Source organism: Streptomyces sp. NPDC096132 (assembly GCF_044763345.1).
In the GTDB taxonomy this organism is placed as follows: Bacteria; Actinomycetota; Actinomycetes; order Streptomycetales; family Streptomycetaceae; genus Streptomyces.
In genome coordinates, this window is the sequence record NZ_JBIWGA010000016.1 from 235,636 (window position 1) to 253,105 (window position 17,470).

Here is a 17,470-nt window from a genome sequence, read left to right on the forward strand (position 1 = left end):
ACTCATGGTTCGAGCATGACCTTCAAGTGCTGGTGTGGGGTTGCTGGGGGGAAGCCGTTGCGTACGGTCGACGTCGCCCGGGAGTCGGGGTACTCGGTGCAGCAGGTGCGTGATCTGGAGCGGTTGGGGGTGCTTCCGCCGGCCGCCCGGTCGGCCAACGGTTATCGGTGCTACACGCCGGCGCATGTCCGCGCGCTGCGCGCCTATCGCGGGCTCGCGGGGGCCGTCGGGCCCGTCGAGGCCAGGCAGTTGCTCGCGAGGGTGCGGACGCAGACGCTCGCGGAGGCGGCCGCGGCGATCAGCGAGGTGCATGTCCGGCTCGCGCGGGAGCGCGACGAGGCGCTGCGCGCCCGGGAGGCGTTGCGGGCGATCCAGGCGGGGGCGGGGGCAGGGGGGTCCGAGCGCGAGGGTGACGCGATGACGATCACGGAGCTCGCCGGAGCGCTGGGGGTCCGACCCTCCACGCTGCGGTTCTGGGAGCAGGAGGGGCTGATCGCCCCCGAGCGGGTGACCTCGCTGCGGGCGCGTCGCTACGGTCTCGCCGCGGTCCGGGCGGCCCGTGTCGTCGCGGCGCTCCGCAGCAGCGGGTACGGCATTCCCGCCGTGCGCGAGATCATGGGCTCCCTCGACCGGCTCGACGGGCTGGAGGAGACCGGGCGCGTCCTGGGGCGGCGCCTCGACCGGATCGCCGCCCGGACCGTGGCCCTGCTGCGGGCGGGCGCGGACCTGGCGGCGGTCTGCGGGAGTTGAGCGGTCAGAACAGGGCCGTGCCGTTCTCGAAGTCCAGCAGGCGCCGCTTGCGGTCGAGGCCGCCGCCGTAGCCGGTGAGGCTGCCGTTCGCGCCCACGACGCGGTGGCAGGGGACGATGATCCCGATCGGGTTCTTGCCGTTGGCCAGGCCCACGGCCCGGGAGGCTCCCGGGTTGCCGAGGAACTCGGCGAGTTCGCCGTAGGAGCGGGTCTCGCCGTACGGGATCTTCCGCAGCTGATCCCACACCGCGCGCTGGAACGGGGTGCCGCCGTCGAGGAGGAGCGGGACGGTGAACTCCTTCAACGCGCCCTTGAAATAGGCCTCCAGCTGTTCCTCGGTCTCCCCGAAGAGGGTGTCGTCGCGCGGGCCGAAGCTCTCCTCAGGTGGACGGTGTCGCTGCTCGGTCATGTAGAGGCCGCACAGCACGCCGTCGTCGGCGACGAGGGTGAGGGGACCGTACGGGCTGTCGATGACGCTGTGGCACTTCATGGAACGTCCTTACACGGGCAGGAAGTTGATCGGGTGACTGTCCGTCGCCCACAGGTACTGGACGGCGTACGCCCGCCAGGGGCGCCAGGCCGTCGCACGGGCCGTGAGAGCCGCCGGGGTGGAGGGCAGGCCCAACTCCTGTGCGGCGCGGCGGATTCCGAGGTCGGTGGGGAGGAAGGCGTCGGGGTCGCCGAGGGCGCGCATCGCGATGACGTCGACGGTCCAGGGGCCGAAGCCGGGGAGGGCGAGAAGCTCGGACCTGGTCTGCGGCCAGTCACTCTCGGGGCCCAAGTGGACTGTGCTGTCGGCCAGTCGGCGCACCAGTGTGGTGAACGTGGTGCGGCGGGAGCGGGGCATCGCCAGGGACTCGGGGTCGACGGCGGCCAGCGCCTCGGGGGACGGGAAGAGGTGGGTGAGGCCGCCCTCCGGGTCGTCGACCGGGTCGCCGTACGCGGTGACCAGCCGGGCCGCGTGGGTGCGGGCGGCCGCCGTGGACACCTGCTGGCCCAGCACGGCGCGTACGGCGAACTCCGCCTCGTCGACCGTGCGGGGCACACGGCGGCCGGGAGCCTTGTCCACCAGCGGTGCGAGCAGCGGGTCCGTGCGCAGCTGGTCGTCGATGGCGACCGGGTCGGCGTCGAGGTCGAGCATGCGCCGGCAGCGGCTGATGGCGACGGTGAGGTCCCGCAGGTCGCTGAGGGTGAGACGGCAGCCGATGTGGTCGGGATGCGGGGTGAGCGCGACGACTCCGTGCCCGTACGGAAGACGGAGCGTGCGCCGGAACGCTCCGTCCCGCCACTCCTCCACACCGGGCACACCGGTCGCGGCGAGGTGCCCGAAGAGGTTGTCGGGGTTGAGCGGGGCACGGAACGGCAGCCGGAGCTGCAGCGTGCAGCCGGTGGCCGGCGGAACCGGACGCACCGCGTTCCTCTTCGGGACGCGGGCGCGCAGATCGCTCGGGGAGAGCGCGAACACCTCGCGCACGGTGTCGTTGAAGGTGCGGACGGAGGCGAAGCCGGCGGCGAACGCGACGTCCGCCATGGGCAGTTCGGTCGTCTCGATGAGGAGGCGGGCGGTCTGCGCGCGCTGGGCGCGGGCCAACGCCAGGGGGCCCGCGCCGAGTTCGGCGAGGAGCTGCCGCTCGATCTGGCGGGTGCTGTAGCCGAGGCGGGCGGCGAGGCCCGGAACGCCGTCCCGGTCCACGACACCGTCGGCGATCAGCCGCATGGCGCGGGCGACCAGGTCGGCACGCTGGTTCCACTCCGGGGAGCCCGGGCTGGTGTCCGGCCGGCAGCGCTTGCAGGCCCGGAAACCGGCCTGCTGGCAGGCGGCCGCACTCGGCTGGAAGACCATGTTCTCCGGCTTGGGCGGCACGACGGGGCAGCTCGGCCGGCAGTAGATGCCCGTGGTCAGGACCGCCGTGAAGAACCACCCGTCGAACCGTGCGTCCTTCGACTGCACGGCACGCACACAGCGCTCCCGGTCGGTGTACATCCCGTTCTGCATGCGTCCAGCATCGGCCACCGGCGACCCCGACGCTGGCGAGAATCCGACATGGACCTCGCCCGTCCTGCGGAGCCGAGGGGGCCGCCGAGCGGGTGCCGAGTCGCTACGTACGGCGGCCGGACGCCGGGGCCGTCCTTTCCCGACCTGCGGCCAGGGCCCGGATCACGAAGATGTCGATGGCCATCACGGTCACCGACCACAGCGGTTCGTAGGGGAGGAACAGGAACTGGGCGACCATGCTGAGCCCGGCCAGGAGGATGCCCGCGTAACGGGCCGGGGCCAGGTCCCTGAGCAGGCCCACGCCGGTCGCGGCCGCGAGGACGCCGAGGACGAGGTGGATGGTGCCCCAGCCGGTGAGGCTGAGCTCGTAGACGTAGGTGCCGACACGGGCGTAGACGTCGTCCTCGGCGAGGGCGGCGATGCCCTGGAGGACGGAGAGGACGCCACCGCACAGCATCAGGACGCCGGCGAAGGCGACGCCGCCGGTGACCCGGCTGTCGCGCGGGGCGGGTGCGGGCGGGCGCGGGCCGCCGGGCGGTACGGACCAGGCGGTGCCTATCTCGCCCTGGGTGTGACCGGTCGGACCGTGGGGAGGGGGGTGGGAGGTCATGGGGGGCGTCCCTTCCGGCGGGGCGCACCGCGGTCCGGCATGGCGGGTGCCCTCGTCCGTCGCTCGGGTCCTGGGCTGGTGTTCAGCACATCCCGGGCGTACGGCGGCGGCGAGCGCGGCGGGGCCGTTCGGGTGAACGGCCCCGCCCCCTCCACGGCGACCCCGCCGGCCGGGATCACATGTTGATCATGTGGCCGGCCAGGCCGTGCACGGCCTCCTTGACGGCCTCGCCGAGGGTCGGGTGGGCGTGGACGTTGCGGGCGACCTCGTGGACGGTGAGGTCCCACTGCTGGGCCAGGGTGAGTTCGGGCAGCAGTTCGGTGACGTCGGGTCCGATGAGATGGCCGCCGATCAGCTCGCCGTGGGTGGCGTCGCTGATGAGCTTGACGAAGCCGGTGGTGTCGCCGAGGCCGTGGGACTTGCCGTTGGCGGTGAAGGGGAACTTGGCGACCTTGACGTCGTAGCCGAGGTCGCGGGCCTGGGCCTCGGTGTAGCCGAAGCTGGCGACCTGGGGCTGGCAGTAGGTGGCGCGGGGGATCATCGCGTAGTCGAGTTCCATGGTCTCGGCGTCGGCGATCGTCTCGGCGGCGATCACGCCCATGGCCTCGGCCGCGTGCGCGAGCATCAGCTTCGCGGTGACGTCGCCGATGGCGTAGAGGTGCGGGACGGAGGTGCGGCAGCGGCCGTCGACGTCGATGGCGCCGCGGTCGGTGACCCTGACGCCGGTGTTCTCCAGGCCGTAGCCGGTGACGTTCGGGGCGAAGCCGATCGCCTGGAGTACCTTGTCGGCCTCCAGGACCTGGGGGGTGCCGTCCTTGGCGGTGACGGTGACACGGACCTGGGGCCCGGACTCGTCGATGGCGTCGACGCGGGTGGAGGTGAGGACGTCGATGCCGAGCTTGCGGTACTGCTTGGCGAGTTCCGCGGAGACCTCGGCGTCCTCCAGGGGGGCGACGCGGTCCAGGAACTCGACCACGGTGACCTTCACGCCGTAGTTGTGCAGGACGTAGGCGAACTCGATGCCGATGGCGCCCGCCCCGGCGATGATCACGGACTGCGGGAGGTCCTCGGCGAGGATCTGCTCCTCGTACGTGACGACGCGGGAGGTGCGGCGGGTGCCGGGGAGCAGCTTGGGGGTGGCGCCGGTGGCGATGATGCAGTGGTCGAAGCCGAGGGTGCGGGTCTCGCCGTCGTAGCCGGTGACCTGGAGGGTGTGCGGGTCGAGGAAGGTGCCGCGGCCGTCGAACTCGGTGATCTTGTTCTTCTTCATCAGGTAGTGGACGCCCTTGACGCGGCCGTCGGCGACCTTGCGGCTGCGGCGGTAGGCCTCGCCGTAGTCGAAGGAGACCGTGCCGTCGACCTTGATGCCGAAGGTCTTCGCCTCACGGGTGAAGATGTGCGCGAGTTCGGCGTTGCGCAGGAGGGCCTTGGTGGGGATGCAGCCGACGTTCAGGCAGACGCCGCCCCAGTACTTCTCCTCGACGACGGCGACGCGTTTGCCCAGCTGGGCGGCGCGGACCGCGGCGACATAGCCGCCGGGCCCGGCGCCGAGGACCACGACGTCGAACCGGTCGTCATACTCGGCCATGGGAGGTTCCTCTTCCGTAGGTACCGTTTCCTGTTCCGTCGGGAAACGGTACCCACGGCGTGCCGCTCATGCCTCGCTACCGTGTCGCCGTGGGCCTGCGGGAGGCCGCCATGGCCTGGTCCACGCCGGTCAGTGGCCGGAGCCTGTAGGTGTACGCGTAGTCGCGGTCGGCGAACAGCTTGTACTCGTCGTGGGTGTGCGCGCCCCAGCTGTTGTCGCCGCCGACGCCCATCTGGCGGTGGTTCAGGCGCAGGACGACCTCCTTGCGGGGGGTGAGCTGGTAGTCGTGGCGGGCGCCGACGGAGAGGTCCTCGGGGGTGAAGTGCGAGGCGTTGACCTCCAGGAGCGGTTCGCCCGTGGCGAGCAGTCCCCTGCCGTGGCGGTCGGTGAGGGCGATCCAGCGGACGTCGGTCTTGTTGCCGTTCTCCTGCGGCCGCAGGTAGGAGGTCCACTGTCCGGTGACGGTGCCGGAGTACAGGCCGACGTCGGTGGCGTCGTTGCGGTCCCAGTGGTTCTCCTCGGGGCCGCGGCCGTAGTAGTGCAGGTACTCCAGGCGGGCCGGCAGGAACAGCAGGGTGCCCACCTCCGGGATGTACGGCAGGCCGGCGGCGCCCGGGTGGAGGGTGTTGTCGACCTTGATCTCGCCGTTTCCGAAGACGGTGTAGGTGGTGGTGTACGTCGACTCGGTGGTCGTGGGCAGGGTGCCGGCGACCTTGATCTCGACGGCCCGGTCGCGCAGCGCCCGCACGCTCACGTCGGTGACCTCGCGGTGCGCGCCGGCGTCGCGCCAGGTCTGGTTGCGGGTGTGCTGGCCGTTGCCCCGGTCGTTGTCGGTGGGGGCCCGCCAGAAGTTCGGGGCCGGGCCGGAGGTGATCAGGGGGACGCCGCCGGCCCGGTAGGAGGTGATGACTCCGGTCTTCTTGTCGACGGTGACGGAGAAGTCCTCGCCGGTGACGGTGACCGAGGTGGCCGTGTCCTGGTGGGTGAGCGCGGGGATGCCGTCGAGGGACACGGGGGTGACGGCGGGGCTGCCCGCGTCGACGGGGATCTGCTGCCGGGCCACCTCGAAGCCGGCCTTGGCCCACTTCGTGCTCTCCCTGGTGGTGAAGGACAGCTGCAGGAAGTACTCCGCGCCCGGTGCCGGATCGCCCGGCCGCGCGAAGGGCACGGTGATGTCCTTGCTCGACAGGGGCGCCAGGTCCAGTTGGGCGCGGCTCAGCCTGCCGCGCTGGACCGCCTTGCCGTCGGCGACGAGTTCCCACCGTGCGTCGAACGCGCGGAGGTTGGTGAAGAGGTACTCGTTGGTGAGGGTGAGCGCGGCTCCGGGGGCGAGCCGGTCGCCTGTGGCGGGTGCGGCGCCGATGGCCTGGTAGACGCGTTTGATCTCGGCGGACTTGCCGGTGTGGCCGCGGTCGGCGGTGACGATGCCGTCCCCGGAGAAGGCGCCGTCGTTGGGGTTGTCGCCCCAGTCGCCGCCGTAGGCGAGGAACGACTTCTCGCGGGGCCGTTTCTCGGTGAAGCCGACGGTGGCGGCGTCGAACCAGAACCGTACGCCGTCGTCGCCGGGGCCGCGGCCGGCGGAGGCCAGTTCGGCGGCGGTCAGCGCCCGGGCGTAGACGCGGGCCCGCCGGACGGTGCCGCTGAATCCCCGGGTCGGGTTGTCGACGTCGGTGGCCAGGGACAGGGGCGTGGTGTTGACGGCGGGCCGGACGGTGGTGGTCCGGGTGGCCCGGACGGCGCCGTCGACGTGGAGGGTCAGGGTGCCGGCCTCGGCGTCGAACACGCCCGCGACATGGTGCTCGCGGCCGGTCCAGTCGTCGGGGAGCGCCCAGACGGCGGTGATCCACTGGCCGCTGCCGTAGATGAAGAACTCCAGGTTCCGGTTGGTCTGCTTGAGGGCGTAGTGGGTGTCGCCCTTGACGAGGATCGGCTGGTGGTAGCCCGTCACGTGCGGGGTGATCCAGGCCTCCAGCGTCAGGGAGCCGGTGAGGTCGAGGCGCGGGTCGCGGGCGAAGACGGTGCCGCCGCAGACGCCCTTGCCGCGGGTGAAGGTGCCGGCGGGGACGACGATCTCGCCGTGCAGCGCGGCGGGTCCGGTCTCGGTGAACCGTTTGCGGGTCGGGGTGGGCCAGCTGAGGGCCTGGTCGACGAAGTCCCAGATCCAGCCGCCCTGCAGGACGTCGTAACGGCGGATCAGGTCCCAGTACTTCTTGAAGTTCCCGCTGGAGTTCCCCATCGCGTGGGAGTACTCGATCATCACGTACGGCCGGGTGTCGCCGGTGTCCTTGGCCCGGGCCTCGACGCGGGAGGGGCTGTCGTACATCTCGGAGCGGATGTCGCTGATGCCGGGGCGGTCGTCGCCCTCGTACTGGATGACGCGGGTGGTGTCGTAGGAGCGGATCCAGTCGTGCATGGCGGTGAAGGTGCTGCCGCCGCCGGCCTCGTTGCCGAGGGACCAGACGACGACCGAGGCGTGGTTCTTGTCGCGGTGGACCATGTTCTGGGCGCGGGCCACGCACGCCTCGGTCCATTCGGGGTGGTTGCCGGGGTACTCGCCGCGGATGCCGTGGGTCTCGAGGTTGGTCTCGTCCACGAGGTAGAGGCCGTACTCGTCGGCGAGTTCCAGCCACAGCGGATTGTTGGGGTAGTGCGAGGTGCGGACGGTGTTGATGTTCAGCCGTTTGACGAGGCGGATGTCCTCGACCAGGTCCTCGCGGGTGAGGGCCGAGCCGCGGACCGGGTGCATCTCGTGCCGGTTGGTGCCGCGGAAGGAGACCGGTCTGCCGTTGATGCGCATGAGTCCGTCCTTGAGGGCGAACTCGCGCAGGCCCACCCGGTGGGAGAGCGTCTCGATCACCTTGCCGGCCGGGTCGCGCAGGCGCAGCACGGCGGTGTAGAGGTAGGGGTCCTCTGCCGACCAGAGCCGGGGCGCCGGCACGGACTTCGCCGCCCGTACGGTGGCCTCGCCCCCGGGGTCGAGGTCCACGCTCTGCTGGAGGGGCCGGGACCAGACGGGGTGACCGTCGGCGTCATACAGAAGGGTGTCGACTGTATACCGTCCACCGGATCCACCGGACCCCGCGCCCTCCGCAGCGCCATGGTCCCGCACGCTCGCGGTGACCGTCAGCTCCGCCGTCCTGTAGTCGTCGCCCAGCGGGGTCTCCAGCCGGAAGTCCCGCAGGTGCACGGCCGGGGTGGAGTAGAGGTAGACCGAGCGGAAGATGCCGCTCAGCCGGATCATGTCCTGGTCCTCCAGCCAGTCGCCGTCGGAGTAGCGGTAGACCTCCACGGCGATCTGGTTGGTGCCCGGCCTGAGGTGCGCGGTGATGTCGTACTCGGCGGGGTCGTAGGAGTCCTCGTGATAGCCGACCAGCTCGCCGTTGATCCATACGTAGTGGGCGGACTTGACGCCCTCGAAGTGGAGGAAGGTGCGCCGCCCCTTCCAGCCGCGCGGGACGGTGAAGGTGCGGCGGTACTGGCCCACGGGGTTGTAGCGGGTGGGGGCGGCCGGCGGCTGCGCGTCCTCACCGAGGCCGTTGGGGCCCCACCAGGGGTAGGTGATGTTGATGTAGATCGGGCGGTCGTAGCCGTGCAGCTGCCAGGCGGACGGGACGGGGAGGGTGTCCCAGCCGCTGTCGTCGAGGTCGGTGCGGTGGAAGTCGGGGTCGCGGTCGTCGGGGCGGTCGGCGTGGGCGAATCTCCAGGTGCCGTCGAGGCTGAGCCGGTACGGGGAGCGGGTGCGGTCGGCGGCGAGGGCCTGGGCGAGGTCGGCGTACGGCATGAGGGTGGTGTGCGGGGCCTCGGTGCCGACCCGGAAGACGTCGATGCGGCCGTTCCATTCGGGGGCGTCCGGGGTGCCGTCGGCCGCGGCGGCCCGGTGGGCGCCGGCCGGGGCGGACAGGGCGAGGGCGCCGAGGACGGCGGCCGATCCCTCCAGCAGACGGCGACGGCTGACGGCCACCCGGGGCGGGCGGTCCGGCCGGTCCATGGACGACGACACGTGCGGGTGCGACATGACCACGACCTTCCTCGGGGAGAACCGTGCGGCTGCACGGACGGAGGGTGCGTCAGATCTTGTCGGATAGTGTTGAAAAACCGAACAGTGGCACGCCGTGATGGCCGGTTTTCAACTCACTTCGGCGCAACGCCACTTGGCTCGCTCCCGTGACCGCCCGCCCGTCGGGTCAGTACACGTCCCGCACGTACCGCTTGTCCGAGGCGAGCTGTTTGACGTACGCGGCGGCCTCCGCCTCGGTCAGCCCGCCGTGGACGACGGCGACGTCCCGCAGGGCCTGGTCGACGTCCTTGGCCATGCGGGAGGCGTCGCCGCAGACGTAGAAGTGGGCGCCGTCCTGGAGCCAGGACCACAGGTGCGATCCGTGCTCGCGCATCCGGTCCTGCACGTACACCTTGGCGCGCTGGTCGCGGGAGAAGGCGGTGTCCAGGCGGGCGAGGCTGCCGTCGGCGAGCAGGGAGGTCAGCTCCTGTTCGTAGTAGAAGTCCGTCGCCCGGCGCTGTTCGCCGAAGAACAACCAGTTGGGTGCCCGGTGACCGCGGGCCCGGCGCTCCTCGAGGAAGCCGACGAAGGGCGCGACGCCCGTGCCGGGGCCGACCATCACCATCGGCGTGGCCGGATCGGCGGGCGGGCGGAAGTGCGGGGAGCGCTGGACGTGGACCGGGACCTCGACGCCGGGTTCGGCGTCGGCGAGAAAGGGCGAGCAGACGCCCTGACGGGGGCGGCCGGCCAGGTTCTCGTAGCGCACGACGGAGACGGTGAGCGAGACCAGACCGGGGTCGGTCAGCGGGCTGCTGGATATCGAGTACAGGCGGGGCTGGAGCCGGCCCAGCACCTCGGCCCACTCCTGGGCGCCGGCCCGGATCCCGAACTCGGCGGCCACGTCGACGGCCTGCCGGCCCCAGGACCACCGCGCCAGCTCGCCCTTGTTGTCCGGCCGCAGCAGCTTGCGCAGCTCGCGCGGGTCCCGGGTGCGGTCGGCGGTGAAGCGCAGCAGGGCCGGGCTGACGCGGGTGATGTCGAGGTGCCGCAGCAGGGCCTCCCCGAGCGGAACCACGCCGACGCCGTTGACCGTCACGGCGGTGTCCGCGTCGAGTCCGGTGACGGCGAGCCACTCCTCCACCAGGGCCGGGGAGTTGAGGGGTCGTACGCCGAGGGCGTCGCCCGCCTCGTACACCAGCGGGGTCTCGCTGTCGCGGGTGTCGAAGGTGAAGCGGCGGACCTCCTTCCCGGAGCCGGGCAGGCTCAGCAGCCGGTTCCCGGTGAGGCGGGCGGTGACCGGGGCGGGGCGCTTCGGGCGGGCGGCGGCGGGGGCCGGGGCCGCCGGGGTGGCCACGGCGGGCGCCACGGCCCCGGCGTCCGTGGCGGGGCGGTCCATGAACCTGGCCGAGCCGCCCCCGGCCGGTGCGACCCCGAGGTCCGTGGCCTCCTTCAGGGCTGTGAGCACCTGGTCCAGCCAGGCCTCGGCCTGCGGCTCGTAGTCCGGTTCGCAGTCGGTGCGCGGGGCGAGCCGTACGGCGCCCAGTTCGTCCATACGATCGTCCAGGCGCCGGCCGTGCCCGCAGAAGTCGTCGTAGGAGGAGTCCCCGAAGGCCAGGACGGCGTAGCGGCGGCCTTCCAGGCGGCCGGTGTCCAGGGCGGCGAGGCCGTCCCAGAAGCCGGCGCCGTTGTCGGGGGCGTCGCCGTCGCCGAAGGTGCTGGTGATCAGCAGCAGGTCGGCGCCCGCGGGCAGGGCGGCGGGGTCGGCCTCGTCCATGGCGACGAGGGAGGCGGCGTGGCCGCCCGCGCTGAGGCGCTGGGCGGTGGCGGCGGCGAACTCCTCGGCGTTGCCGGTCTGCGAGGCCCACAGGATGACGACCCGTCGGCCGGGGACCTCCCGGGGATCCTGTGCGGGTGCGGGTGCGGCGGAGGTGCGGGAGTACATGCCGGCGAGGGTGCCGTTGACCCACAGGGCGTGTTCGGGGCTGAAGGGGGCGTCCGGCGGGAGGACGGGGACACCGGGGGCGCCGGCCGGGATGCCGGCGAGGAAGCCGACCAGGTACTGGCGTTCGCGTTCGGTCAGGACCGGCGGCGGGGCGGGGTCCAGGCCGAAGACGGCGGCGGCGGAGGCGGCCGGGGAGGGCTGTACGGCGGTCGGGAGGATCACCGGGGCGGAAGCGGCCGGTGCCTCGGCGACCGGCACCTGCACGGTCACCGGGGTCGACACCTTCGTCAGCGACACCGCGCACACCTTCAGCTCCGGCTGGAAGGACAGCGGGTCGACGGCGTCGCTGGTCACCGCGTTGACGCTGAGGTACTCGCCGAACAGGTCGTTCCAGTGGAACGGCGCGAAGCAGGACCCGGGCAGCACCCGGTCGGTGACGACCGCGGGCAGCACGGCCCGCCCGCGCCGCGAGGCGACCTCGACGGAGTCGCCGTCGGCGAGACCGAGCGCGGCCGCGTCCTGCGGGTGCACCTCCACGAACGGGCCGGGGTTGAGCTTGTTCAGCTTGGCCACCCTGGCGGTCTTGGTGAGGGTGTGCCACTGGTGCTGGAGACGGCCGGTGTTCAGCACGAACGGATAGTCGTCGTCCGGCATCTCGGCGGGGTCGAGGTGCGGACGGGCGTGGAAGACGGCGCGGCCGGAGGCGGTGGCGAAGGTGAGGGTGCCGTCGGGGTTCACGTACCGGATCGGGTTGCGGTCGGGGCCGTCGGCGGTGGCGGCGGGCCACTGGACGGGACTCTCGCGCAGCCGGTCGTAGGTGACCCCGCGCAGGTCGTAGCCGGTCTGCGGGTTGTGGAAGCGCTTGATCTCCTCGAAGATCTCCTCCGCGCTGTCGTAGGAGAAGCCGTCCTCGTACCCCATCGCTCGGGCGACGGCGGCGATCAGGCGCCAGTCGGCGGTGGCCTCGCCGGGCGGGTCGGCGGCGGGGCGGGCGAGGGTGAGGTTGCGCTCGCTGTTGATGAGGACACCCTCGGTCTCGGTCCACAGCGCGGCGGGCAGGACGACGTCGGCGTAGGCGTTGGTCTCGGTGTCGGCGAAGACGTCCTGGGCGACGACGAACTCGGCGGCCTCCAGTCCCTCGATCACGGTCCTGCGGTTGGCGACGGAGGCGACCGGGTTGGTGCAGATGATCCAGCAGGCCTTGATCTCTCCGTCGGCCATCTTCCGGAACATCTCGACGGTGCCCTTGCCGACGCCGTCGGCGCGGAGGGCGCCGGGTTCGAGCCCCCACACCTCCTCGGTGAAGGCGCGGTCGGCGTCCACGAGGACGGACCGCTGGCCGGGCAGGCCGGGTCCCATGTACCCCATCTCGCGGCCGCCCATGGCGTTGGGCTGGCCGGTGAGGGAGAAGGGGCCGCTGCCCGGACGGCAGATCTTTCCGGTGGCGAGATGCAGGTTGACCAGGGCGTTGGTGTTCCAGGTGCCGTGCGTGGACTGGTTGAGGCCCATGGTCCAGCAGCTGGTCCACTCCCCCGCCTCGCCGATCAGCCGGGCGGCCTCGCGCAGGTCGGCCTCGGGGATGCCGGTGAGCTCGGCGACGGTCGCGGGCGGGTAGTCGGCGAGGAACTCCTCCATCGCCTCCCAGCCCTCGGTGCAGGCGGCGACGAACTCGGGGTCGGTGTGCCCGTTCGTGTGGAGGAGATGCAGCAGACCGTTGAGGAGGGCGAGGTCCGTACCTGGCTTGACCTGCAGGAACAGGTCGGCCTTCGCCGCGGTGGCGGTGCGGCGGGGGTCGACGACGATCAGTTTCGCGCCCGCCTTCACCCGGTCCATCATGCGCAGGAAGAGGATGGGGTGGCAGTCGGCCATGTTGGAGCCGATGACGAGGAAGACGTCCGCCCGGTCGAGATCCTCGTACGAGCCGGGCGGGCCGTCGGCGCCGAGCGACAGTTTGTAACCGGTGCCGGCGCTGGCCATGCAGAGCCGGGAGTTGGACTCGATCTGGTTGCTGCGCAGATAGCCCTTGGTGAGCTTGTTGGCGAGGTACTGCGCCTCGAGGCTCATCTGGCCGGAGACGTACAGCGCGACCGCGTCGGGGCCGTGCTCGTCGACGATTCCCCGCAGCCGGCGCGCCGTCTCGGCGACCGCCTCGTCCACGGGGGCGGGCTCGGCCTCCTCGCCGCGGTCCCCGCGCACCAGGGCGGTGGTCAGGCGGCCGGGGGCGGCGAGCAGGTCGGCGGTGGTCGCGCCCTTCGTGCAGAGGCGGCCGAAGTTCGCCGGGTGGTCCTTGTCGCCGGACGCCTTCAGGACCGTACGGCGTCCGTCCGGGCCGCGGCCGATGTCGAGGACCATGCCGCAGCCGACACCGCAGTACGAGCAGACCGTGCGCACCTTCGTCGCGCTGTCGGTCCGCGGGTCCGGCACGGCCACGGGCGCTCCTTTCGTTCTGCCGCGTTCTTGCGTCGGCCCTGGTGGGAGCCTTGTCGAGGGTACGAAGTGTGCATTACGCAGGTGTCTCCCGGATGCGGCGCCGGGAGTTAAGGGTGACGCACAGCGGGGGCGGGGCGGGTGTGAGCGGGGCCTTCGGGGATGTGAGATTCGTCGGCCCCGACGGTGGAGCGGTCGCTTTCTGTGAGATTCCTTTGCCTTGTCGTTGTGGCATGGACTTGTCAAATCTGTCAGGCTTCCCCCACCCGTCGCACACCGCCGCTCTTCCTGTCGCACACCCCAAAAAGGAGCCACGTGTGAGACCCACCCCCCGCAAGGCCCTCGCCACGAGCGCGCTCGCTCTCGCCGCGGTGGCCGCCCTCTGCCTGCCCGCGACCCCGGCGTCCGCCGCCCCCGAGGCGGCCGAGGCCTGCACACCGACCCAGGTCGTCGCCAACGGCGGCTTCGAGAGCGGTGCCACCTCCTGGACCCAGTCGTCGACCACCGTCGTCACCAACCGCACCGGGCAGAGCGCGCACGCCGGCGGCTACTACGCCTGGCTGGACGGCACCGGCGGCACCCACACCGACACGCTCTCGCAGAGCGTCACGGTCCCGTCCGGCTGCGGCAGCGCCACCCTCACCTTCTGGCTGCACATCGACACCGCCGAGACGACCTCGTCCACGGCGTACGACAAGCTCACCGCGAAGATCGGCTCGACGACCCTCGCCACGTACTCGAACCTCGACAAGAACACCGGGTACGTCCAGAAGTCGTTCGACGTCTCGGCGTTCGCCGGACAGACCGTCACCCTCGCCTTCACCGGCACCGAGGACTCCAGCCTCCAGTCCAGCTTCGTCCTCGACGACATCGCCCTGAACACCGCCGACAGCACGACCCCGCCCGCCGACTCGACCCGGACGCCGGCCTCACCGGCGTACACCGTCAGTCTCACCAGCAACACCGCCGGCACGGTGTGGACCGGGCACGAGAGCGCGACCTTCACCAACGCCTCCGCCACCCCGCTGAGCGAGGTGTACCTGCGGCTGTGGGACAACTACCACGGCACCTGCTCCGCGCCGCCGATCACGGTCACCAACGTCACCGGCGGTACGGCGGGCGCCCTCGCGGTCTCCTGCACCGCCCTGCCGATCACCCTGCCCACGCCGCTCGCCCAGGGCCAGAGCGCGACCATCGGCTTCGACCTGGGCATCTCCGTGCCCAGCGGCGCTGACCGGTTCGGCTACGACGGCTCCTTCAGCTTCATCGGCAACGCCCTGCCGGTGCTCGCGGTCAAGGACGGGGCGGGCTGGCACCTCGACCCGTACACCAACAACGGCGAGTCCTTCTACTCCCTGGCCGCCGACTTCAAGGTGACCCTCGACCATCCGACCACGCTGCTGGTCCCGGCCACCGGCACCTCCGTCGACGCCGCCGGCTCCAGCGGACGTACCGTCACCACCGCCACCGCCACCCGGGTCCGGGACTTCGCCTGGGCGGCAGGACCCTTCAGCAAGATCTCCGGTACGTCGACGGCCGGGACGCCCATCAACGTCTACTCCGTCTCCGGCATCAGCTCCGCCAACGCCCAGTCGATGCTCAGCACCGCGAAGACCGCCGTCGACGCCCACGCCGCCCGCTTCGGCGCCTACCCGTACGGCGAGCTGGACGCTGTCATCGACAACAACTTCTGGTTCGGCGGCATGGAGTACCCGGGGTTCGTCCTGGACCTGGTGAGCACGACGGCGCTCACCCATGAGATCGGCCACCAGTGGTGGTACGGCATCGTCGGCGACGACGAGTACAACAGCCCCTGGCTGGACGAGTCGTTCACCGACTACGCCACCGACCTGGCGCTCGGCAAGACCGGCGCCAGTTGCTGGAGCAGCGTCTCGTGGGCGTCCTCGGCCGAGAAGATCACCAACTCGATGGCCTACTGGGACACCCACTCCTCCCGGTACTCCACCGTCGTCTACGGCTACGGCAAGTGCGCCCTGCACGACCTGCGGCGGCTGATCGGCGACACGGCGATGGCCAAGCTGCTGAAGGACTACGCCACCGCGCACTGGTACGGCGTCTCCACCACGGCCGAGTTCAAGGCGGCCGCGCAGGCCGCCACGACCACGGACCTGACGTCGTTCTGGACCACGCACCGTATCGAGGGCTGAACGGGCGACGGTCCGTCACGGGTGGCGCCTGCGGGCGTCACCCGTGCACCGCCGAGGGCGTCAGCACGGTGAATCGGGTGGCTCAAGCGGGTGAAGCGGGTGCGGCCCGAGGCGGTGTCCGCCGTGCGGGGCAATGCATGAAGATCGCGGCCCCGTTCCGGTCGAGTCGACGGACATGACGCCTGGAGGCGAGTGATGAACGAATGACGAACAAAACTGCCGGTCGAACCGGTGGGACGATCCACAAGGTCCCGGTCCTGATCGTCGGCGGTTCCCTGGTGGGACTGTCGACATCCCTGTTCCTGGGGCGGCTGGGGGTGCGGCACACACTGGTGGAGCGCCACGCCGGCACCTCCATCCACCCGCGCGGCCGCGGCAACAACGTCCGCACGATGGAGCTGTTCCGGGTGGCCGGCGCCGAACCGGCGATCCACGAGGCCGCGGCCACGCTGGCCGACAACCACGGCATCCTGCAGACGCCCACCCTGGTCGGCGACGCGGGCGAGTGGCTGTTCCGGGACATCGACCCGGGCGGCGGGCTGGCCCGGTTCAGCCCGAGCGCCTGGTGCCTGTGCAGCCAGAACGACCTGGAGCCGGTGCTGCTCGACCAGGCCGTGCGGCTCGGCGGTGATCTGCGGTTCAACAGCGAACTGGTGTCGTTCGACGCCGACGCCGACGGGGTCACCGCGCTGGTCAAGAGCCGTGAGACGGGCGAGCACACCACCATCCGCGCGGACTACCTGGTCGCCGCCGACGGCCCGCGCAGCCCTGTGCGGGAGCAGCTCGGCATCGGGCAGAGCGGCCCCGGTGACCTGTTCCACAACGTCAGCCTGACGTTCCGCTCGCGCCGTCTGGCCGAGGTGGTGGGCGACCGCCACTTCATCGTCTGCTACCTGACGAATCCGGACGCCGACGGTGCGCTGCTGCCGGTGGACAACCGCGAGAACTGGGTCTTCCACGCCCCCTGGCACCCCGAACACGGCGAGACGATGGAGGAGTTCACCGACGAACGCTGCATCGACCACATCCGCCGGGCGGTCGGGGTCCCCGACCTGGACGTGGAGATCACCGGCAAGGCGCCCTGGCACGCCGCCCAGCGGGTGACCCGCGCCTACCGGTCGGGACGGATCTTCCTGGCCGGCGACTCGGCGCACGAGATGTCCCCCACCGGTGCCTTCGGCTCCAACACCGGTATCCAGGACGCCCACAACCTCGCCTGGAAGCTGGCCGCCGTGCTCGGCGGCTGGGCCGGCGACGGGTTGCTGGACACCTATGACGCCGAGCGCCGCCCCGTGGCGGAGGCGACCAGCGCCCGCTCGGCCGCCCGGTCGGCCGAGCACAGTCACCCCGGCTTCACGCCGCCACCCGGCGCCGGCGGCGGCGGACCGCAGCGCGGCATCCTCAACGTGGCACTGGGCTACCGCTATCCGCAGGGCGCCGTCGTCGGCGCCGACCCGGCGACCCCGGTCGTCCCCGAGGGCCTCTCCCTGGACGGGGAGCCCGGCAGCAGGGCGCCCCACCTGTGGGTACGGCGCCGGGGCGAGCGGATCTCCACGCTGGACCTGTACGAGCGCGACCTGATCCTGCTGAGCGACGGCGGCGACGACGCCGGTGAGCCGGGCGCCTGGCACGAGGCCGCCGCCCGCCTCGCGGACCGGGAGTCGATCCCGCTGGTCCCGTACCGGGTGGGCGCCGACGACGCCGATCTGATGCCCGAGGACGGCGCGGACTGGCGCACGGCCCACGGCATCGGCCCCGGTGGCGCCGTGCTCGTCCGGCCGGACGGATTCGTCGCCTGGCGCTCGCCAGGACCGTCCTCGGACGCCCAGTCGACGCTGCGTCAGGTGCTCCGCAGCGTCCTCGCATTGCCCTGACCCTCCTCCAGCACGATCGTCGGGCCGCCCCCCCCGGGGGGGCGGGCGGCCCCGTTTGGCCCACCCGGGAACCCCCGGGGCCCCCCCCCGGGGGGGGGGGGGGGGGCGGCCAGGACGG

At 71.9% G+C, this 17,470-nt stretch carries 9 protein-coding genes; 3 read left to right on the plus strand and 6 right to left on the minus strand.

Features of this window, described 5'->3' with window-relative positions; translation table 11 throughout:
- Nucleotides 1-15: 15 nt before the first annotated feature.
- Entirely contained in the window at nt 16-750 is a 735-nt protein-coding gene (locus ACIRF9_RS33655) for a MerR family transcriptional regulator (protein ID WP_403829922.1), read from the plus strand.
- A 4-nt stretch (nt 751-754) separates the two neighbouring features.
- Here ACIRF9_RS33655 and ACIRF9_RS33660 read toward each other — a convergent pair whose 3' ends face one another.
- The 6 genes from ACIRF9_RS33660 to ACIRF9_RS33685 form a co-directional block, all read right to left on the minus strand.
- On the minus strand, nt 755-1,240 hold the full coding sequence (locus ACIRF9_RS33660; protein ID WP_403829923.1) for a methylated-DNA--[protein]-cysteine S-methyltransferase: 486 nt from the start codon (nt 1,238-1,240) through the stop codon (nt 755-757).
- A gap of 9 nt (nt 1,241-1,249) precedes the next feature.
- Nucleotides 1,250-2,734: an AlkA N-terminal domain-containing protein gene (locus ACIRF9_RS33665; protein ID WP_403829963.1), complete on the minus strand. Its 1,485-nt coding sequence runs from the start codon at nt 2,732-2,734 to the stop codon at nt 1,250-1,252.
- A gap of 115 nt (nt 2,735-2,849) precedes the next feature.
- Nucleotides 2,850-3,356: a hypothetical protein gene (locus ACIRF9_RS33670; RefSeq protein WP_403829925.1), complete on the minus strand. Its 507-nt coding sequence runs from the start codon at nt 3,354-3,356 to the stop codon at nt 2,850-2,852.
- 175 nt (nt 3,357-3,531) lie between these two features.
- Nucleotides 3,532-4,944, minus strand: a complete 1,413-nt coding sequence (lpdA, locus tag ACIRF9_RS33675) for a dihydrolipoyl dehydrogenase (RefSeq protein WP_403829928.1) — start codon at nt 4,942-4,944, stop codon at nt 3,532-3,534.
- Between the two features lie 76 nt (nt 4,945-5,020).
- Entirely contained in the window at nt 5,021-8,959 is a 3,939-nt protein-coding gene (locus ACIRF9_RS33680) for a glycoside hydrolase family 2 TIM barrel-domain containing protein (RefSeq protein ID WP_403829930.1), read from the minus strand.
- A gap of 169 nt (nt 8,960-9,128) precedes the next feature.
- Nucleotides 9,129-13,235, minus strand: coding sequence for a molybdopterin-dependent oxidoreductase (locus ACIRF9_RS33685; RefSeq protein WP_403829966.1), 4,107 nt, complete (start codon nt 13,233-13,235; stop codon nt 9,129-9,131).
- Nucleotides 13,236-13,627: 392 nt separating this feature from the next.
- Here ACIRF9_RS33685 and ACIRF9_RS33690 point away from each other — a divergent pair, with 392 nt between their 5' ends.
- Together ACIRF9_RS33690 and ACIRF9_RS33695 are read left to right on the plus strand one after the other, a co-directional pair.
- Nucleotides 13,628-15,478 carry a M1 family aminopeptidase gene (locus tag ACIRF9_RS33690; RefSeq protein WP_403829932.1) on the plus strand — a complete coding sequence of 617 codons (1,851 nt, stop codon included), beginning with the start codon at nt 13,628-13,630 and terminating at the stop codon, nt 15,476-15,478.
- Nucleotides 15,479-15,681: 203 nt separating this feature from the next.
- A complete protein-coding gene (locus ACIRF9_RS33695; protein ID WP_403829935.1) occupies nt 15,682-17,352 on the plus strand; it encodes an FAD-dependent oxidoreductase in 1,671 nt (556 codons plus the stop codon).
- Nucleotides 17,353-17,470 lie beyond the last annotated feature (118 nt).